Source organism: Amycolatopsis sp. H20-H5 (assembly GCF_035828755.1).
Lineage (GTDB): Bacteria > Actinomycetota > Actinomycetes > Mycobacteriales > Pseudonocardiaceae > Amycolatopsis.
In genome coordinates this window covers 1-15,354 of the sequence record NZ_JAYMZS010000055.1, presented here as the reverse complement: position 1 = coordinate 15,354, position 15,354 = coordinate 1, and the positions used below count along the sequence as shown (strand labels likewise).

At 68.2% G+C, this 15,354-nt stretch carries 18 protein-coding genes; 15 read left to right on the top strand and 3 right to left on the bottom strand.

Annotated features, from left to right (window positions below):
• The first annotated feature begins 6 nt into the window (after positions 1-6).
• The 6 genes from QMK34_RS26865 to QMK34_RS26840 all read left to right on the top strand — a co-directional run bounded on the left by QMK34_RS26865 (position 7) and on the right by QMK34_RS26840 (position 5,062).
• A complete protein-coding gene (locus tag QMK34_RS26865; RefSeq protein ID WP_442785227.1) occupies positions 7-1,494 on the top strand; it encodes a CpaF family protein in 1,488 nt (495 codons plus the stop codon).
• The gene (locus QMK34_RS26860) at positions 1,479-2,423 is read left to right on the top strand and encodes a type II secretion system F family protein (RefSeq protein ID WP_326417207.1); all 945 of its coding nucleotides are present in this window, start codon (positions 1,479-1,481) and stop codon (positions 2,421-2,423) included. Before QMK34_RS26865 ends, QMK34_RS26860 begins: the two co-directional genes overlap by 16 nt.
• 4 nt (positions 2,424-2,427) lie before the next feature.
• Positions 2,428-3,321: a secretion system protein gene (locus QMK34_RS26855; protein ID WP_326417206.1), complete on the top strand. Its 894-nt coding sequence runs from the start codon at positions 2,428-2,430 to the stop codon at positions 3,319-3,321.
• Positions 3,322-3,348: 27 nt separating this feature from the next.
• The gene (locus QMK34_RS26850; RefSeq protein WP_326417205.1) at positions 3,349-4,290 is read left to right on the top strand and encodes a hypothetical protein; all 942 of its coding nucleotides are present in this window, start codon (positions 3,349-3,351) and stop codon (positions 4,288-4,290) included.
• Between the two features lie 32 nt (positions 4,291-4,322).
• Positions 4,323-4,535 (top strand): hypothetical protein, encoded by a 213-nt coding sequence (locus tag QMK34_RS26845; protein ID WP_326417204.1) that lies wholly within the window; start codon positions 4,323-4,325, stop codon positions 4,533-4,535.
• A gap of 65 nt (positions 4,536-4,600) precedes the next feature.
• Positions 4,601-5,062, top strand: a complete 462-nt coding sequence (locus QMK34_RS26840) for a TadE family protein (RefSeq protein WP_326417203.1) — start codon at positions 4,601-4,603, stop codon at positions 5,060-5,062.
• A gap of 86 nt (positions 5,063-5,148) precedes the next feature.
• Here QMK34_RS26840 and QMK34_RS26835 read toward each other — a convergent pair whose 3' ends face one another.
• Together QMK34_RS26835 and QMK34_RS26830 are read right to left on the bottom strand one after the other, a co-directional pair.
• Entirely contained in the window at positions 5,149-5,667 is a 519-nt protein-coding gene (locus tag QMK34_RS26835; protein WP_326417201.1) for an AAA family ATPase, read from the bottom strand.
• 21 nt (positions 5,668-5,688) lie between these two features.
• Positions 5,689-5,859 carry a hypothetical protein gene (locus QMK34_RS26830; RefSeq protein ID WP_326417200.1) on the bottom strand — a complete coding sequence of 57 codons (171 nt, stop codon included), beginning with the start codon at positions 5,857-5,859 and terminating at the stop codon, positions 5,689-5,691.
• A gap of 91 nt (positions 5,860-5,950) precedes the next feature.
• Here QMK34_RS26830 and QMK34_RS26825 point away from each other — a divergent pair, with 91 nt between their 5' ends.
• Positions 5,951-6,481 carry a TadE/TadG family type IV pilus assembly protein gene (locus QMK34_RS26825; RefSeq protein ID WP_326417199.1) on the top strand — a complete coding sequence of 177 codons (531 nt, stop codon included), beginning with the start codon at positions 5,951-5,953 and terminating at the stop codon, positions 6,479-6,481.
• A 5-nt stretch (positions 6,482-6,486) separates the two neighbouring features.
• On the opposite strand, the gene QMK34_RS26820 is transcribed toward QMK34_RS26825, so the two are convergent.
• Complete coding sequence (locus QMK34_RS26820) at positions 6,487-6,981, bottom strand: hypothetical protein (RefSeq protein ID WP_326417197.1); 495 nt, start codon at positions 6,979-6,981, stop codon at positions 6,487-6,489.
• 102 nt (positions 6,982-7,083) lie between these two features.
• On the opposite strand from QMK34_RS26820, the gene QMK34_RS26815 reads away from it, so the two are divergent.
• From QMK34_RS26815 to QMK34_RS26780, 8 genes are all read left to right on the top strand, one after another.
• Positions 7,084-7,473 (top strand): pilus assembly protein TadG-related protein, encoded by a 390-nt coding sequence (locus tag QMK34_RS26815; protein WP_326417196.1) that lies wholly within the window; start codon positions 7,084-7,086, stop codon positions 7,471-7,473.
• Positions 7,474-7,526: 53 nt separating this feature from the next.
• On the top strand, positions 7,527-7,976 hold the full coding sequence (locus QMK34_RS26810; protein ID WP_326417194.1) for a hypothetical protein: 450 nt from the start codon (positions 7,527-7,529) through the stop codon (positions 7,974-7,976).
• A 64-nt stretch (positions 7,977-8,040) separates the two neighbouring features.
• The gene (locus QMK34_RS26805) at positions 8,041-11,034 is read left to right on the top strand and encodes a BTAD domain-containing putative transcriptional regulator (RefSeq protein ID WP_326417193.1); all 2,994 of its coding nucleotides are present in this window, start codon (positions 8,041-8,043) and stop codon (positions 11,032-11,034) included.
• 957 nt (positions 11,035-11,991) lie between these two features.
• The gene (locus tag QMK34_RS26800) at positions 11,992-12,171 is read left to right on the top strand and encodes a hypothetical protein (protein WP_326417192.1); all 180 of its coding nucleotides are present in this window, start codon (positions 11,992-11,994) and stop codon (positions 12,169-12,171) included.
• 63 nt (positions 12,172-12,234) lie between these two features.
• Positions 12,235-12,486 carry a hypothetical protein gene (locus tag QMK34_RS26795; RefSeq protein WP_326417191.1) on the top strand — a complete coding sequence of 84 codons (252 nt, stop codon included), beginning with the start codon at positions 12,235-12,237 and terminating at the stop codon, positions 12,484-12,486.
• The gene (locus QMK34_RS26790; protein WP_326417189.1) at positions 12,480-12,845 is read left to right on the top strand and encodes a hypothetical protein; all 366 of its coding nucleotides are present in this window, start codon (positions 12,480-12,482) and stop codon (positions 12,843-12,845) included. Before QMK34_RS26795 ends, QMK34_RS26790 begins: the two co-directional genes overlap by 7 nt.
• 35 nt (positions 12,846-12,880) lie before the next feature.
• Complete coding sequence (locus tag QMK34_RS26785; RefSeq protein WP_326417187.1) at positions 12,881-14,053, top strand: AAA family ATPase; 1,173 nt, start codon at positions 12,881-12,883, stop codon at positions 14,051-14,053.
• Positions 14,054-14,109: 56 nt separating this feature from the next.
• A partial coding sequence (locus QMK34_RS26780) for a hypothetical protein (RefSeq protein ID WP_326417185.1) occupies positions 14,110-15,354 on the top strand: 1,245 nt, incomplete at its 3' end.

The following is a 15,354-nucleotide window of genomic DNA, read 5'->3' as shown; positions in this document are numbered from 1 at the left end:
GAGCGCATGCCCAACGGCTACCCGCCCCCGGTACCGCTGCGTCCGAGCCAACAGCACGCCAACTGGCAACAGCCATCGACGCACCGGCACCCCAGCACAGGCCCAGCGCCGCTGCCGGGGCATCCCGCCGCACAGCCATATCCGCCTGTCGAGGAGCCGTTGGACTCGGCGGCGGCGGCGCGACTCCGCCAGCATCTGCGGGACAAGCTCGGCACCGAGCTGCCGCAACGGGTCGATGCCGAGCAGCGTCGGGCCGGCGCCGCGCTAACGCGCGAAGGCCGTCGCGAACTCGCGAGGGAGATCCTCGACGATGCCGTCCAGGTGCACGTTGAAGCCGAGCTGGAGGCCAATCACCACCTCGTGGGCCGCGATGTCGAGCAACACGTGATCACCGAGGTGATCAACGAGCTGTTCGGCATGGCGGGCCTACAACCTCTGCTGGACGACGGAGGCGTGGAGACGATCAACGCCAACCGCTTCGACCGGGTTTTCGTGCAGTACAACGACGGCCGCCGGGCGAAGGTCGCGCCGATCGCCGGGTCGAACGAGGAGCTGACCGATCTGATTCGGCTGCTCGCAGCGCGGGCATCGAGCCAGGAGCGGCGCTTTGACCATGGTTCGCCGGCGGTCAATCTCCAGTTGCCCGGTGGTGAGCGGTTGTTCGCGGTGATGGGGCTGACCGCGGGCGGGATGACCTCGCTGTCGATCCGCCGCCACGGTTACCTCACGGTCACGCTGCCCGAGTTGCGTAAGCGAGGCACCGTCGATCCCGGTCTGGAAGCGTTCCTGCGCGCGTTAGTGAGGGCTCGCAAGAACGTACTGATCACCGGCGGAGCTGGTGCGGGCAAGACAACTCTGCTGCGCGCGCTGGCATCCGAGATGGACCCGCTGGAACGCATCGTCACGATTGAGGACGCCTTCGAACTCGGCCTCGAAATCGATCCCGACATCCACGCTGATGTGACCGCCTTTCAGGCCCGCGAAGCCAACGTCGAAGGTGCGGGCGCGATCTCCCAAGCCGAGCTCGTCCGCTGGGGCCTGCGGATGAGCCCGGATCGCGTGATCGTCGGCGAAATCCGGGGACCGGAAGTCATCCCGATGTGCAACGCGATGTCGCAAGGAAATGACGGCAGCATGGCTACGCTGCACGCCTCCAGTTCCCGGATCGCCTTCACCCGGCTCGCGTCCTACGCCGCCCAAGGTGTCGAGCGGCTTCCCTTGGACGCCACGAATTTGCTCGTGGCGAGCGCGGTGCACTTTGTGGTGCACCTGGCCCGCGGCACCGACCGCAAGGCCCGCGTCGTGTCCTCGATCCGCGAGGTTGTCGGCGCCGACGGCCCGCAGGTGGTCTCCAACGAGGTCTACCGCCCCGGCGCGGACCGCCGTGCGCGGCCAGTGGCCGGGTCGATGCGCACCGACACCCTCGACGACCTTGTCGACGTCGGTTTCGACCCCGGCCTGCTGGAGGAGCCTGAAGGATGGTGGCCGCTGTGACATCTCCAGCGAACGTCACGCCCTCACTCGCCACCGTGCTGTCCACGCTGCTCGGCGTCGGCGTCGGGATCGGGCTCCTGCTGGTGGTCATCGGTGTACGGGGCGTCGACCCGCACCGCCGTCGACGGCGGCCGGACTGGTCCCGCCGCGGCCCGGACTCGCCGCGAGACCAGCGCCAGGCGCTGCGGATCGGCCTGGCCCTCGCGGTCGGGGTGCTGACCGGCGTGGCGACCGGATGGGTCGTCGGCGCCGTATTGGCAGGGCTTGCGGTCTGGACGTTGCCCCGGGTACTGGGGCGGGATCCCGGCCACGCTCGCCGGGTAGCGCGGATCGAGGCGATCGCGACGTGGACGGAGATGCTGCGCGACACCCTTTCGGCGGCGGCCGGGTTGGAGCAGGCCATCCTCGTCGCGGCACCGCTGTCCCCGCTGGCCATCCGCGCCGAGGTCACAGAACTCGCGGCCGCTATCGAGTCCGGCGACCGTCTCGCACCGTCTCTGCGGCACCTGGCCGACCGACTCGCCGACCCGACTGGCGACCTCGTGATCGCGGCACTCGTTCTGGCGGCCGAGCAACAGGCCCGCCAGCTGGGTGACTTGCTCGGCTCGCTTGCCCACGCGGCCCGCGAGCAGGCGTCGATGCGGATGCGAGTCGAGGCCGGACGGTCCCGCGCACGCACCTCGGTACGGGTGATCGTCGGCACCACACTGGCCTTCGCGGTCGCTGTGGTGCTGCTGAATCGTCCGTATCTGGCCGCCTACGACCCCGCCGCCGGACAGATCGTCTTGCTGGGCATCGGGGTGCTCTTCTCACTCGGATTCGCCTGGCTGGTGCGCATCGCCAGGGTCACTGAGCCTGACCGCTTCTTGTCGATGGCCGATGAATCATCGGCCATCGAAGCCCTGCAAGTCGCAGAAAGGCAGGTGTGACGTCATGGTCACCGCACTCGGATTGGGAGCCGGGCTAGGCATCGGACTGTGGGCCCTGGCCGTGTGGCTGTTTCCGCCTCGCCCCGCGCTCCGTGCGGTCCTGGCCCGCACCACAACACCCCCGGCACCGCCATCGATCCTGGCAACCGACGACACCGGATGGGCGGCGAAGCTCGGCCGCCCGTTCATTTCCTCGCTGCGGGCACTCGGACTGCCCGGCGAACGGCTGTCACGTGACCTCGCCGTCATCGGCCGTGCCCCGTCGGTGCACCTGGCCGAGAAGGCCATCCTGGCGGTTGCCGGGCTGCTGGCACCGACGGTGCTGCAGCTGCTGCTGGCCCTGGTAGATCTGTCGCTGGGTATCGAGGTCCCGATCATCGCCGGGCTCGTGCTGGCCGCCGCCGGGTTCGTCCTGCCAGACCTGCAAGCCCGCTCGGATGCTACGAAGTTACGGACCGGGTTCCGCCACGCCCTGTCGGCCTATCTGGACCTGGTCTGGATCACCCTCGCCGGAGGCGCAGGTGTCGACAGCGCCTTGAACAACTCGGTCGCGATCGGTCGCGGCTGGGCGTTCAACCAGATTCGCCGTGCTCTGGATACTGCGCGACTGACTCGTACGACGCCGTGGGCGACGCTGCGGCAGCTTGGCGAGGAACTCGACGTGACCGAGCTGGCCGAGCTCGCCGCGTCGGTCAGTCTGGCTGGTACCGAAGGCGCCAGGGTCCGCGCGTCGCTCGCAGCCAAGGCGGGGGCGCTGCGGACGCACCAGATTACCGACGCCGAGGGCGACGCCCAGGCCGCCACGGAGCGCATGTCGCTCCCGGTGATGACGCTGTTTCTAGGATTCTTGACCTTCATCGCTTACCCAGCACTAACCAGTGTCCTTAATGGACTATAAATACGAATCTGGCAGGAGAGAAAGTCGATGCTTACCAAGGAACTCTACCTGACCGAGCCAGCGTGGCCAGCTACATCCGATGGTGTATTCGAGGACGGGTCGGCGACCATGCTGTGGAATCCGAACCTATCGATGGCTGATTGGCGCCGCGAGAAGCTCCGGGCCGCACTAAAGCCCGCCACTGCTCTCGGACGCCTTGCGAGCTTCGCTATCGCAGTGACGGGTGCGTTCTTGTGGAATGGATTTGGCCTGGTTCTGTCGATCACTCTTGGTGTTGCGATTCTCGGTAGCACAGCACTGGCGGCTATTGTCGAGCTGGAGTTTTTCGCCACCGATCATGTGCATCGCCGGGGCGCGAAGTGTCGACTTGAGCGGCCTGGGCAGTTCTTCTATCGCAGTGCAGACTTCATGACAGCGAGCAGTACTGCGTACGCGATGGCGTCCGACATTATCGCCGCTGTCGACCAGCTGCACGCCAGCCCCGCCTGCGTCTGGATCGGCCGGTCCGCACTCCGCGAAGTGCATCTGGCGGCCTGGAACGCGTTACTACTCCTCGACCAGACTCGCACAGCCCGCGATTTTGCGAACCAGCTCCATGCCGAATCATCAGTCGGCGAACTACGAATGCTGGTCGATGACGCCCTTGCCACGAGCGACCAGACCACGGAGCGAGTGTTGAGCCATCTCAACGCGTGCGTCACTCTGGCCCAAGCGTGGTCGGAGAAACTCCAACGTGCCAACCTGAATGACAGGGCCGTTACAGTCCTGGAGTCACTGCGAAAACTACAGGTAGTCCGGGCAGACGTGGCGGCCGAATCGCTGCCACAGGTGATATTCGCCTACATTACTGCCGCGCGGGACGTCACCAACGCAGGACCGTTTCCCTGGGAGAAGCCGTGGGGTGTCGATACGGCCTCGATCTCGTTGGTTCCCACATGCCAGTCCAAAAATCAGTTCCAGGTGAACTGATCTCGTGCTAGACGTGAAGCAGGAGACAAACAATGCACCACGACTTGTTAACAGCGTTGAAAACGCAGTGGGCGACAACATCGTCAATACTGAAAGCACGATGGGACGCGCTCCGCGGCGAACCCGAGGCCGGGTACTCGACCGAGACGGTCCTGGTGACCGCACTGCTGGTCGTGGCCGCGCTGGCGATCATCGCGCTGATCGTCGCAAAGGTCACCGCCAAGGCCTCGGGCATCAGTCTTTAGCCATGGCCACCATTTCTTTCTCACGGCCACCGCATAACCGTGGCGTCGCCGGTCGCGGTGTGCGAATGAGCAAACCGGGCCGGGTTCGGCGTGTGTTGCACGGGGATCGCGGGTCGGTCAGCGTTGAGCTCGCGATCGCGACGCCGTTGCTCTTGCTGACACTGCTGGCGATCATCCAGTTCGCCCTATGGAGCCACGCCACACACGTCGCCCAAGCCGCGGCATCCCAAGGGCTCGCCACAGCGCGAGCCCAAGGCGGCACTGCGGCCGCAGGAAGCGCAAGTGCGCAGCAGATGCTCGAACAGCTCGCACGAGGCCCGCTGACCGGGGCCCACGTCAGCGCCGATCGCAGCGCTACGTCCGCGTCGGTGCGGATCACGGGCACCGCCACCTCGGTGATTCCGTTCCTGAGCCTGCCCGTTCACGCCGAAGCCTCCGGCCCCGCCGAGAGGTTCGTTCCCGATGTTTACGAGTTCACGAATTCTGAAGCGGTCGCCGACGGGAACCGAAGCGGTGGTGGTCACTAATGAGGGTAGATGAGTGCTCGGGTTCGGGAACTGGTGGCAAGACCTTCCAGGGGGCTCGACGGCGTAGCGGTCGTGTCAGTGCGAAGTCATGGCCGCAGGAGTTGGTTCGCGACGTCCTGCGCGACTTTCTGGGGTGGCAGTCCGGATGTGTCGATGATGGTTGCTGCATCACGCAACCATGGCAGAGCTTCCTGGTAGCGGGCGATGTGCTTGAGGCGCCAATCCCGTGCCATCGCGTCGATTTGGTCGCCTTCGATCCGGGTGACAAGTTCGTCTGCCGGCGCGTGCAACACGAAGTGCTGGACGGGGATGCCTTCGCTGTCGAAGCCTTGGAAGATCTCCCGTGCGTAGCGTTCGACCAGGACTGTCTGCGGGATGATGAGGGTGCCGCCGACGTAGTTGAGGATTTCGACTGCTGTGCGAGTGACGAGTGGGCGCCACGGTGGCCAGTCCTGGAAGTCGTCGACCGGCTCTGTCAGGACGTGACGGAGCATGTAACCGATCTGCTCGGAGTCGAAGATCCGGGACTGGGGTATCAACTGTGTCAGTTCGCGAGCGGTCGTGGTTTTGCCGACCCCGAAGGTTCCGTTCAGCCATGCGATCACGTGTCACGCTATCGCGATCAGCTACTTCATCGCCATACCGTGCAGGCCGGGGTGGTCGAGGATGGCCGTGTAGCGAGCGGCGGCTTTGACCGAGAGTCCGAACAGGTCGCAGATGCGGCGAACGTCGCCGCCGGTGGCGCGGACCTCGTCGAGGATGCGGTTGGTGCGGATGTCGCGGGCGGCGGTGCCCAAGACCAGTCCCGGCCATCGGGTGCCGACAGGTTTGGTGCCCAGCGCGCTCGTGAGTGTTCTGACACTGGCCGATGGTGAGTGATCAACAGTGGTGAAGACGAACCTCACACCGACGGAGATAGCCGCGAAGCGTTTGCGCGGCGGCCCAGGACGGCCACTGGTGCGCGAATGGCGCCGCCGGGGTTGGTGGGTGGCTTGGTGGCGGGCCGACCGGGGCTCGGTGGCCGCAGAAGTCACGCTGGTGGCCCCGTTGCTGATCATGTTGCTGGTGTTCGTGGCCGTGGTCATCCACCGGGGTGTGGATGCCCGGCTACGACTTGATGACGCCGCGCACCAGGCCGCTCGCGCGGCAAGCATCCAACGCAGTCCCGCCTCTGCCGCGACGGCGGCGCAGTCCACCGCGTCGGGCGCGCTGTCCTCAGCCGGGGTGACGTGCCAGTCGTTGAGGGTGGACACGACCACCGGCGGGGTGCAGCCGGGCGGCACCGTCGCCGTCACAGTCTCCTGCACCGTCGACGTCGGTGATGCACTCATCCTGGGCGTCCCCGGCCAGAAACGACTGTCCGCCACAGCCGTCGAACCCCTCGACACTTGGCGCTCGAAAGCCCGCGGTGCGCGATGAGCACGTCACCCGACCGGCGTCATGTCGTCGACGCATTGGCGGACCTGGAGGCCGGTGAGTGTTCGGTGGTCGAGCAGTGCGTCGGCAACCCGGCTGATTTGCGGCCAGAAACGGTCGACTGTGTCCTGCGCGATGCTTGCCCACAAGTCGGGCTGCCGAGCGGGAAGACCGTAGGCGCGCCGAGCGCGGGCGATGAGTGCCAGGTCGTCGTGGCCACCGTGCAGGTAGGAGTCGAGCCGGACGTCCTCGGCGGTCAGGTCTTCGCGCTGCCGCTCGGTGTCGCTGATGGTGTCCAGGACGAGACGGGCCTGAGCGAGCGGCCCGGCGTGGGCGACGACCGCGACTGTGGACAAGTCGACCCGGCGAGGCCGCACCGCGGTGAACCCCGCCTGACCAGCACCCCAAGGACGCAGGGTGACGTAGCGCAGCGCCCGACCCTGCAGCAGGTACACGACCGCGTGCCCAGCCTCGTGCCACGCGGTCAGCGTGTCCTCACTCAAGGCACGTGGCTGTGTCTGCGGGGCTGTCACGGTACCCATTCTGGCCGGGCCCGTTCTGGCCGCTGCCGGTGGCGGTCGTGGTGGCGCGTCGGGGAAGGTCGGGTGTCCGCGTTCGTCGTCGTGCTGATGCTCGGACTGCTCGCGCTCGCGGGGCTGGGGCTGGACGGCGGGCTGGCGCTGGCCGCGAAAGTCCGTGTCACAGGGGAGGCCGAGTCCGCCGCGCGCGCTGGCGCCCAGGCCATCGACCTGTCCGTCTATCGCGCCACCGGGCAGCTTCGTCTGGTCCCGGCGCAAGCCGATGCGCTTGCACGCGGCTACCTGGCAGGGATCGGTGCCACCGGGACGGTGACGGTCTCCGGCGACACGGTGACCGTGACCGTCACGACCACCTACCGGACCCAGCTGTTGTCGCTGGTGGGTGTGCGTGAGATCGGTGCGCACGGCGCGGGATCCGCGCACCCACAACGCGGCATAGTCGCAGAAGAAGCGTGATCGCGCCCGGCGCCTCGAGCCGGTGTGCGACGACTAGTGGAAGGAACCAGCCCGTGCCCACTCGTGACGAGATCGAACGTCGGGTCCAGCAGAACGACACCCCGTTGAGCGCGAAACGGTCCGCCGCCGCGCAGCAGGTCGGCGCACTCGCCGGACGACGGGCCGCGATCGCCGAACAGCTGCGCGAGGTCGAGCGGCAACTCGGCGACGTCCTCACCGACGCCACCACCGTGATGAGCATCGATGAGCTGGCGCGATTCACCGACGTCCCGGCCGCCGACCTCACCCGCTGGCTCACCGCCCGCACACCGGCCCGCGGCAAACGCACGAAGCCCACCGGCAACCCGCCCGCCACCCACAGCCGCGCGAGGCCGGAGCTGTCCGCGGCGAGGAACCCGAACGCCGGCCAAGCCTCCCCGACACCAGCGCACCCCGTTGGCGCGAGAAACGTGCCGGACCACGCCGCCCCGGTCCCGGCGCCGGCGCCGGTGCCGGTGCCCTGACGACATCAGGGCACCCCCCCGGGGCACCCCGATCCACAACCGCCAGCTGAAAGGTGGTCGACCCATGCCAGGACAGCACACCCCGCCCACACCATCGCCTCGTCGTCTGGCCTCGGTGCTACGGCAGGTGGTGCGGGGGCTGCGCATCACGTGCCGCGTGCTGGGACTGCTGATCCGGACCGCGATCATCGTGGCCATCGCGGCAGGGCTGAGCGTCGGGCTGCCGTGGGCGTTGGTGCGGTTCATCGGCTGGCCGCTGCCCGATCACGTTCCTACCCGCGCCGACTGGGACATGGTGCCGCTGCTGATCACCGGCACCCCCTTCGTTCTCGATGTGCTCGCCTGTCTGCTGTGGGTCCTCTGGGCGATCCTGATGGTCAGCGTCGTGGCCTGCTTCGTCGATGTCGCTCGTGGTCTGCGCTGGGACGAGATCCAGGCCCACGCCGGCCCGCTGCGGCGACTGGTCGCGGGGCTGCTGGCCGCGGTGCTGCTGAGCTGGCTCGGCCGCGGTGCCGCGTCCGCGACGCCCGCCACGTCCGCGGGCGGGGGAGTCACCGTGGAAGGCCGCAGCGCCGTCGTGGCCACCGCACCCGCCCAGCCAGGCCCGACGCGCTCCTGGACGGGCGCTAGCGGCTATGGGTACTCACCGGGTGCCTCCGCGCAATTCGACGGCCAGGAAGGGGCTCTACCAGGGACGGACCGGGTGCGGCCACCGGTGAACGGTGTGCACGACTCACTCTGGCGCGTGGCACTGCGGTGTCTCGGCGACGGTGACCGCTGGCCGGAGATCTGGGCACTCAATCACGGCACCGCCCAACCTCACGGCCGGATTTTGATCAACCCCAACCTGATCCACCCCGGAGACCTGCTCCGCCTCCCCACTCGCGCCCCCACAGCGGGCACTCGGGAGCCCACGCCGCATCCCACTCCCACTCCTGCACCGACACCCAGCCCGCGCACCTCGGGGACGCCGGGGCCCGCCGCGCCATCGGTGACGCGGCCGCCGGTGCCGGATGCTCCCGGTGTCGCCGAGGCCAGCGACCATCAGGGTCGGCCGGGAGGGGTGTCGTGGGGACCGGAGGTGTTCGTCAGCCTCGGCCTGGCCGCCGCGATCAGTGCCGCGCTGGCGCTGGCACGGCTGCGCCACCAGGCCCGCTACCGCCCCGGCAGTGGCACACGCGGCGACGACGTGCACGTCGCGCCGGTGGTGTACGAGCTCAACCTCGCGCACATCCAGGCCCGGAACTACGACGAGGACCAGGAGATCTTCGCCGAGGCCGCGCGAGACGCCGCCAAGGCAGGCGAGCCCATCATGCCGAGCACCGGGACCGACACCCCTGTCGCCCGGCACGCGTCCGTGCAGGTCCTGCCACCCCGGCAGCGTCAGCTCATCCACACCGGCACGACGACCCGGTGGCCGGCGTTGACCCCGGACATCGCACTCGCCACCCCCACAACCGTGGGAGGGGCAGAGGGGCGGGCTCTGGCGCTCGACCTGGCCCGAGCGCATGGTCTCGGCTTTGTCGGACCCGGCGCACGCGCCGCAACCCGTGCGCTGCTGCTGACCGTGCTCACCACCAGAACCACGCCGGACACCACCGCTGTCGTGGTCCCCGCTGACGACCTGACCGCGCTGCTCGGCGTATCTATGCGGGCAGCCGATCTGCCGCGCGCGATCGAGGTCGTAGCCGATCTCGACGCCGCCCTCGCCTCGCTGGAACCCGCCCTGCTGCCCAGCGCCGACCAGACCACGCCTGGGCGGCGGCCGCGGGTGCTGGTGGTCAGCCCACCCGCCGACCAACGTCAGCGAACCCGGCTGCAGGGGTTGCTCGACAACGGGGCCCACGCGGGCATCGCGGCGCTGCTGCTGGGGCAGTGGCAACCCGGGATCACCGCCTACGTCAACCAGGCGGGCACCATCTCCGCCACCAGCCCGGGACTGGGCGCAGCGCTGCGCGGCAGCCGCGCGTTCACCCTGCCTGACACCGCCGCACGTGACCTGCTCACGTTCCTGCGCACCACCCGGTCGGCGTCGTCGACCGGTGAACAATCCACCGGTGACGGCGAGACCCCCGCACCCGACGTCACGGTCGCACCCCAGCACGCGACGGACAGTGGAAGACCACAGACCGCGGTCAACGCGAGCTTGGAGATCACGGCCCTTCCGGATGCCGGCACCGCCGAAGGTGGCCGTGTGGTGCTTCTGCACACTCGTGGTGAGAAGGGTGAGGCTTCTGGCCCAGGAGAAGGACGGGTAGCGCCGCTGGTGCTGTCGGTGTTCGGAACGCCGTCGCTCGCCTGGCGGCCAGACCCCGCCCAGCCGGAACAGTTGAGGGCGATGTCGGGTGGGTTTTCCCGCCGGTTGATCGAGCTGCTGGTGTTGCTCGGTGTGCACCCCGCGGGAATGTCACGCGACGCGGTCATCGACGCACTGTGGGGCCAGAAGCTCCCCCGCGACCCGGGCAGTGTGCTGCGCACCGTTGTCTCGCGGATCCGGCGCGCCGTCGAGCGAGGCACAAGGGGAGCCGTCACCGAGCTGGTCCTGGTCGACCGCGGTCAGTACACGCTCGCCCCGGGCGCGGTGGAGGTCGACTTCTGGGCGTTCTCGGCCGCGGTGACGCGACGGCGCGCCGCAACGACCGACACTGCCCGCCTGGAGGCCTACGAGGCCATCGTGGATGCCTACGGCGGCGCGCTCGCCGACGGGCTCGACACCGACTGGCTCACCGCCGCCCGCGAAGCCATCCGCCGCGACGCCCTGGAAGCTGTCGCCGCCTTGGCGCGCGCCCACGTCCACGACGATCCCACCGCCACCCTGGACCTGCTGGAAACCGCGCGGGCATTCGACCCGCACAACGAACTGCTCTACCGCGACATCATGCGCCTGGAACACACCCTCGGCCGCCACCCCTCCATCTCCCGCACCCTGACCCTGCTCACAACCCGGCTCGCCGAAATCGACGCCACACCCACACCGGCCACCATCGAGCTCGCGGCCCGTCTACGCGACCTCGACACCGGCATCACCACCACACCCGATGACCGGTCCGGCGAATGACACCGGCGCCAGCCGCCATCGAGGCGCGCACACCGTGGCCTCCACCAGGCCCATGCGGACAAGAACACTGTCCACCGAGGGAAAATAAATACCTCGATATACGGGCCCTTGTCACGCTGCGACAATGCTAGCGTCGACCGTGTCAACGAAAACCCTGCCGCACAAGAAAAGTATCTCCGTGCACTCGTTCACGGCACACGATGCCACAGGTGGCGACGCCGCGAGAAAAAGAAACCTTCACCGGAATCGAACCTCGACGGAACAAAGTCAGAATAGCGCGCGGGCACTGGCGAGAGTCGCGATAAAGACCTCAGTGCCTCCGATGTCGCACCGTGTCCGGCTTCGCGGGCTTGTATCCGCCTGTCCGTCGGCGGTGAGCGCCATCGGCCTGCCGCGTGCGGAGCGTGGCCGCCACCACCGGGGGTACCAACGGGCCCGCCGCTCAGTCCCGCGTTCTGGGGGCCGACTAAGCCGGATCCCCCCTTGTCCCGCGTCTGTGCAGGTGAGAACCCCTAGAGGGGGATCCGCCGGTATCCCAGACTCGCTTGACATCAAGCAGGGAAGCACATCAGGCCCGGCGGCGATGTCACTCGCGTCCCTGTCGTGTGTGTCTGTACTCCCTTTCGTTGCCATCTCGCCTTCCAGCCCTGTCCATTCTCAATTTTGTTTATATTCTATTCTCTCGCTCATCTGCCGCGGTTGCCGGCGGCCCGCGGCCTGGCAAATCAATTCCTATTGCTCTGACCTGGGCAAACATTGTTGTGAATTATTCGGCGAAATCACAATTAATTGTCTAAATTCACCGAAAAAGGTGCCGGAAAACTATTGCGCGCCGCGCGTTCCGGGGTTACGTTTGTTGTGTCACCGGGAAAACCGGAAACCACACACAAACGCCACCCGGCCGGAAATGTCGCCGGGAATAGGTCAACCCGTCACCGTTCACGTTAGGGGCCCGCTATGTGCTACGCCGACACCGACACCCACGCCGACGGCACCGCCACCGCGTTTTGCTATTGCGGTTGGTCCGGCGACTACGCCACCCCCACCGCCGCCGACACGGCCGCCACCAACCACGAACGCGACACCGAAGAAATCGACGCCGCGATCGTCGCCGACGCCATCGCCGCCAACGGCTAGACCGCCCGCGAACACGCCCGCCCGCGCGCCTACCGCGCCACCGAAACGACACGGGGAAACGGCATGCACCGCAACGAAACGTTCACCATCATCAACAACGGCACCCCGGTCACGTGCTACCCGATCACGTTCGACGGCCGGAAAATGACCGTGCACGGCCCCGGCGGGCCCCGCACCCGCACCCGCACCCGCCGCAACCGGGGCGGCTACGCCACCGCCGCCATGTTGCACGCCATGGGATTCAACGACATCAAAAACGCCACCGTCGCGGGCACCACCGAAACGATCCGTTTCACCACGATCGGCGAATGGTGAACCCGCCCACCCTCACCCGAAAGGGCAACACCGTGAACCACAACACCAACCCCCGCGACGTCGTGCGCGTCATCGACCCGACCGCCGACCCCGCCCCGACCCCCGACATCGTGATCCGGAGTTCCCGGGAAAACGACTGTTTGACCATGTGCGTGATCATCGATCCCGCCGACCGTCAACAAGTGTTGTACGGCACCGTGACCCGCCCCGACGGAACCCTCATCGGCACGTACTACCCCGCCGACATCGTGCGCGGTGACGACTGGCGAGTCGTGTCCCCCACTGGAATTCAGTACGCGGTGGCCAGTGAATACGAGGCCGTGGACACGCTCACCACGACGTTTCGCGACCGCTCCTAACCCGCTCGACATTGTCCCGAAAGGACACCCGCGCCATGACCACGCCGACCGCGACCACGGCCCCCGCCCCGGGCGGTACCCGCTTACCCGCTGGTGAACTTCGCCGCCAGGTGGCCGAAATGCTCACCACCGCGACAACACCACTGACCCCGGTCACCATCGCAAACATGTTGGGCGGCAAGTCATCAGGCGCGGTCGGCAACGCACTCGCCACCCTGACCGCAAAGGATGAAGCGGCGAAAACCGGGGGCAGCCCGGTGATGTACCGGGCGACCGCGAAAACCGCTGCCGCCGCGAAAACCGCCACCACCACACCCCGCACCGCCACCACCACACCCCGCACCGCCACCACCACTGCCGCCGCGCCACCCTCACCCGTGCGCGCGCCCGTCGCACCCGCGCCGCCCGTGACGGGTCCGGTCCCGCGCCCCAACGGGCAGCTGTACCACCCCCGGAATTTAGCCGGGATCCCGGATGTCACCGCGCTACGGAAGTTGCGCGACGGTGGTGTCGCGGCACTGATGTACGGACCACCGGGAACGGGGAAGACGTCGGTGGTGGAGGCCGCTTTCCCCGACCTCATCACCATCCAAGGTGACGGCGACACCATCGTCGCGGACTTCGTCGGTGACCAGTTCAAAACCCCGCACGGCACGTATGAGTTCCTCGACGGGCCACTCGTGACCGCGATGCGCGACGGTCGCCCGCTGTTCATCGACGACGCGACGCTCATACCGCCGACCGTGCTCGCCGTGGTCTACCCCGCGATGGACGGCCGCCGACAAATCACCATCAAAGGCAACTACGGCGAGACCGTCGACGCCGCCGACGGGTTCTACGTCGTGGCCGGACACAACCCCGGGGTCCACGGCGCGGTACTGACCGACGCGCTCTCGTCACGGTTCTCCGCGCAGATCAAGGTCACCACCGACTACGACCTCGCCGCCCAACTCGGCGTGAACGTCCGGGCCGTGCGAGTGGCACGCACCCTCGCCACCTCATTCGACAGGGGCGAGATCGGGTGGGCACCGCAGCTGCGGGAACTGCTCGCGTTCGAGCGGATCGCCGCCGCGCTGGGCGTCAACTTCGCCGCCGGGAACCTGATCGGCACCGCCCCCGACGAGGACCGCGACACCGTCGCCACCGTGGTCCACGACGTGTTCGGCCCGTCGGTCGAACCTCTCGCCCTCGGTGCCCACATCACCTAACCCGCCGCCCGTCCGCGCCCGTCTGCGCCCGTACTGTTGTGAAAGGACACTCCGCGATGACCGCGCACGTGATCGCCCTACCCGCAGCCACGCCGACCGCCGTGTTCCCCGCCGCCCCGGGATGGGCCACCCTGTCCGCCGCGTTCGGCCGGGAGGTGCCCGTGATCGCCGACCGCGACGACCTCACTGTCACCGTCGCCCCCGGCGCGGGACACGGTTCCCCCGCGTGTTTCTTTCCCGACCTCGCCGCCATCGAAGTCGACGGTGTCCACTTCGCCCCCGGGGTCGACCCCGCCACGGTCGCCCCGCACCGCGTCGGCGACCGCAAACGCTACCGCACCGCGTGGGGCCTGCTCACCCACGAATGCGCCCACGCGAAACACTCCGTGTGGCGCGCACCGATCGGCGCGCCACCGGGCGCGGTCGAGGCCGCCGAACTGTTGGAAGAGTCCCGCATTGAAGCGGCGCAGCTGCGTCGCCGACGGCGTGACCGCTACTGGTTGCGTGCCAGCGCCACCAACCTCATCCTCAACGACGCGCGCGCCAACGCGCCCACGATGTCCAACCACGACGCCGCGAACGCCGCCGGGTTGCTGCTGGCGCGGGTGGACGGCGGGGTACTCAACCGCCGCGAAACCGCCGCTGTCCGCCGCGTGGTGACCACGATCCTCGGCGCGGGCACCCTCGCCACCCTGGAAGGTTTGTGGCGCGAAGCACATCGCACCACCGACGATGACGCCGACACCATGATCGAACTGGGTCGCAAGTGGTGCCTCGCCATCGGCACCGACCCCGACGGCCCGCCCCCGTCCCGCATCGGCGGCGGCAACGCCACCCCGTCGGAACTCGCGCAGGCCATCAGCAACGTGGTGCGCGGAATCGCCCGTGCCGTCGCGGCGGCGACCGCGCCCACCGACCCCGTCACCCAAGCCATGGAAGCGACAGCCGCCAACGACACCGCACGCGCGAAAGCCGCCGACGACGCACACACCGTGTTCGCCCCCGGTAGCGGCGGAGGTCCGGGCAGCCCCGTGTCGGACATCCGCGCACCGCGCGCGAACGAACGCACCGCCGCACGCCATCTCGGCCGATCGCTGAGCACCGCCGGAATCCGCGACCGGGTCACCACCAGGACCACGTCGGCCACACCGCCCGGACGGGTGCGCATGCGTGCTGTACTCGCCGCCGAAGCCCAAGCGGCCTCGGGAGCGACGGTCACCGCCGAACCCTTTACCCGCACCACCCGCGCGCTCGTCGCCGCTCCGCCGCTTCGGCTCGGGATCGCGTGCGACGTGTCCCGT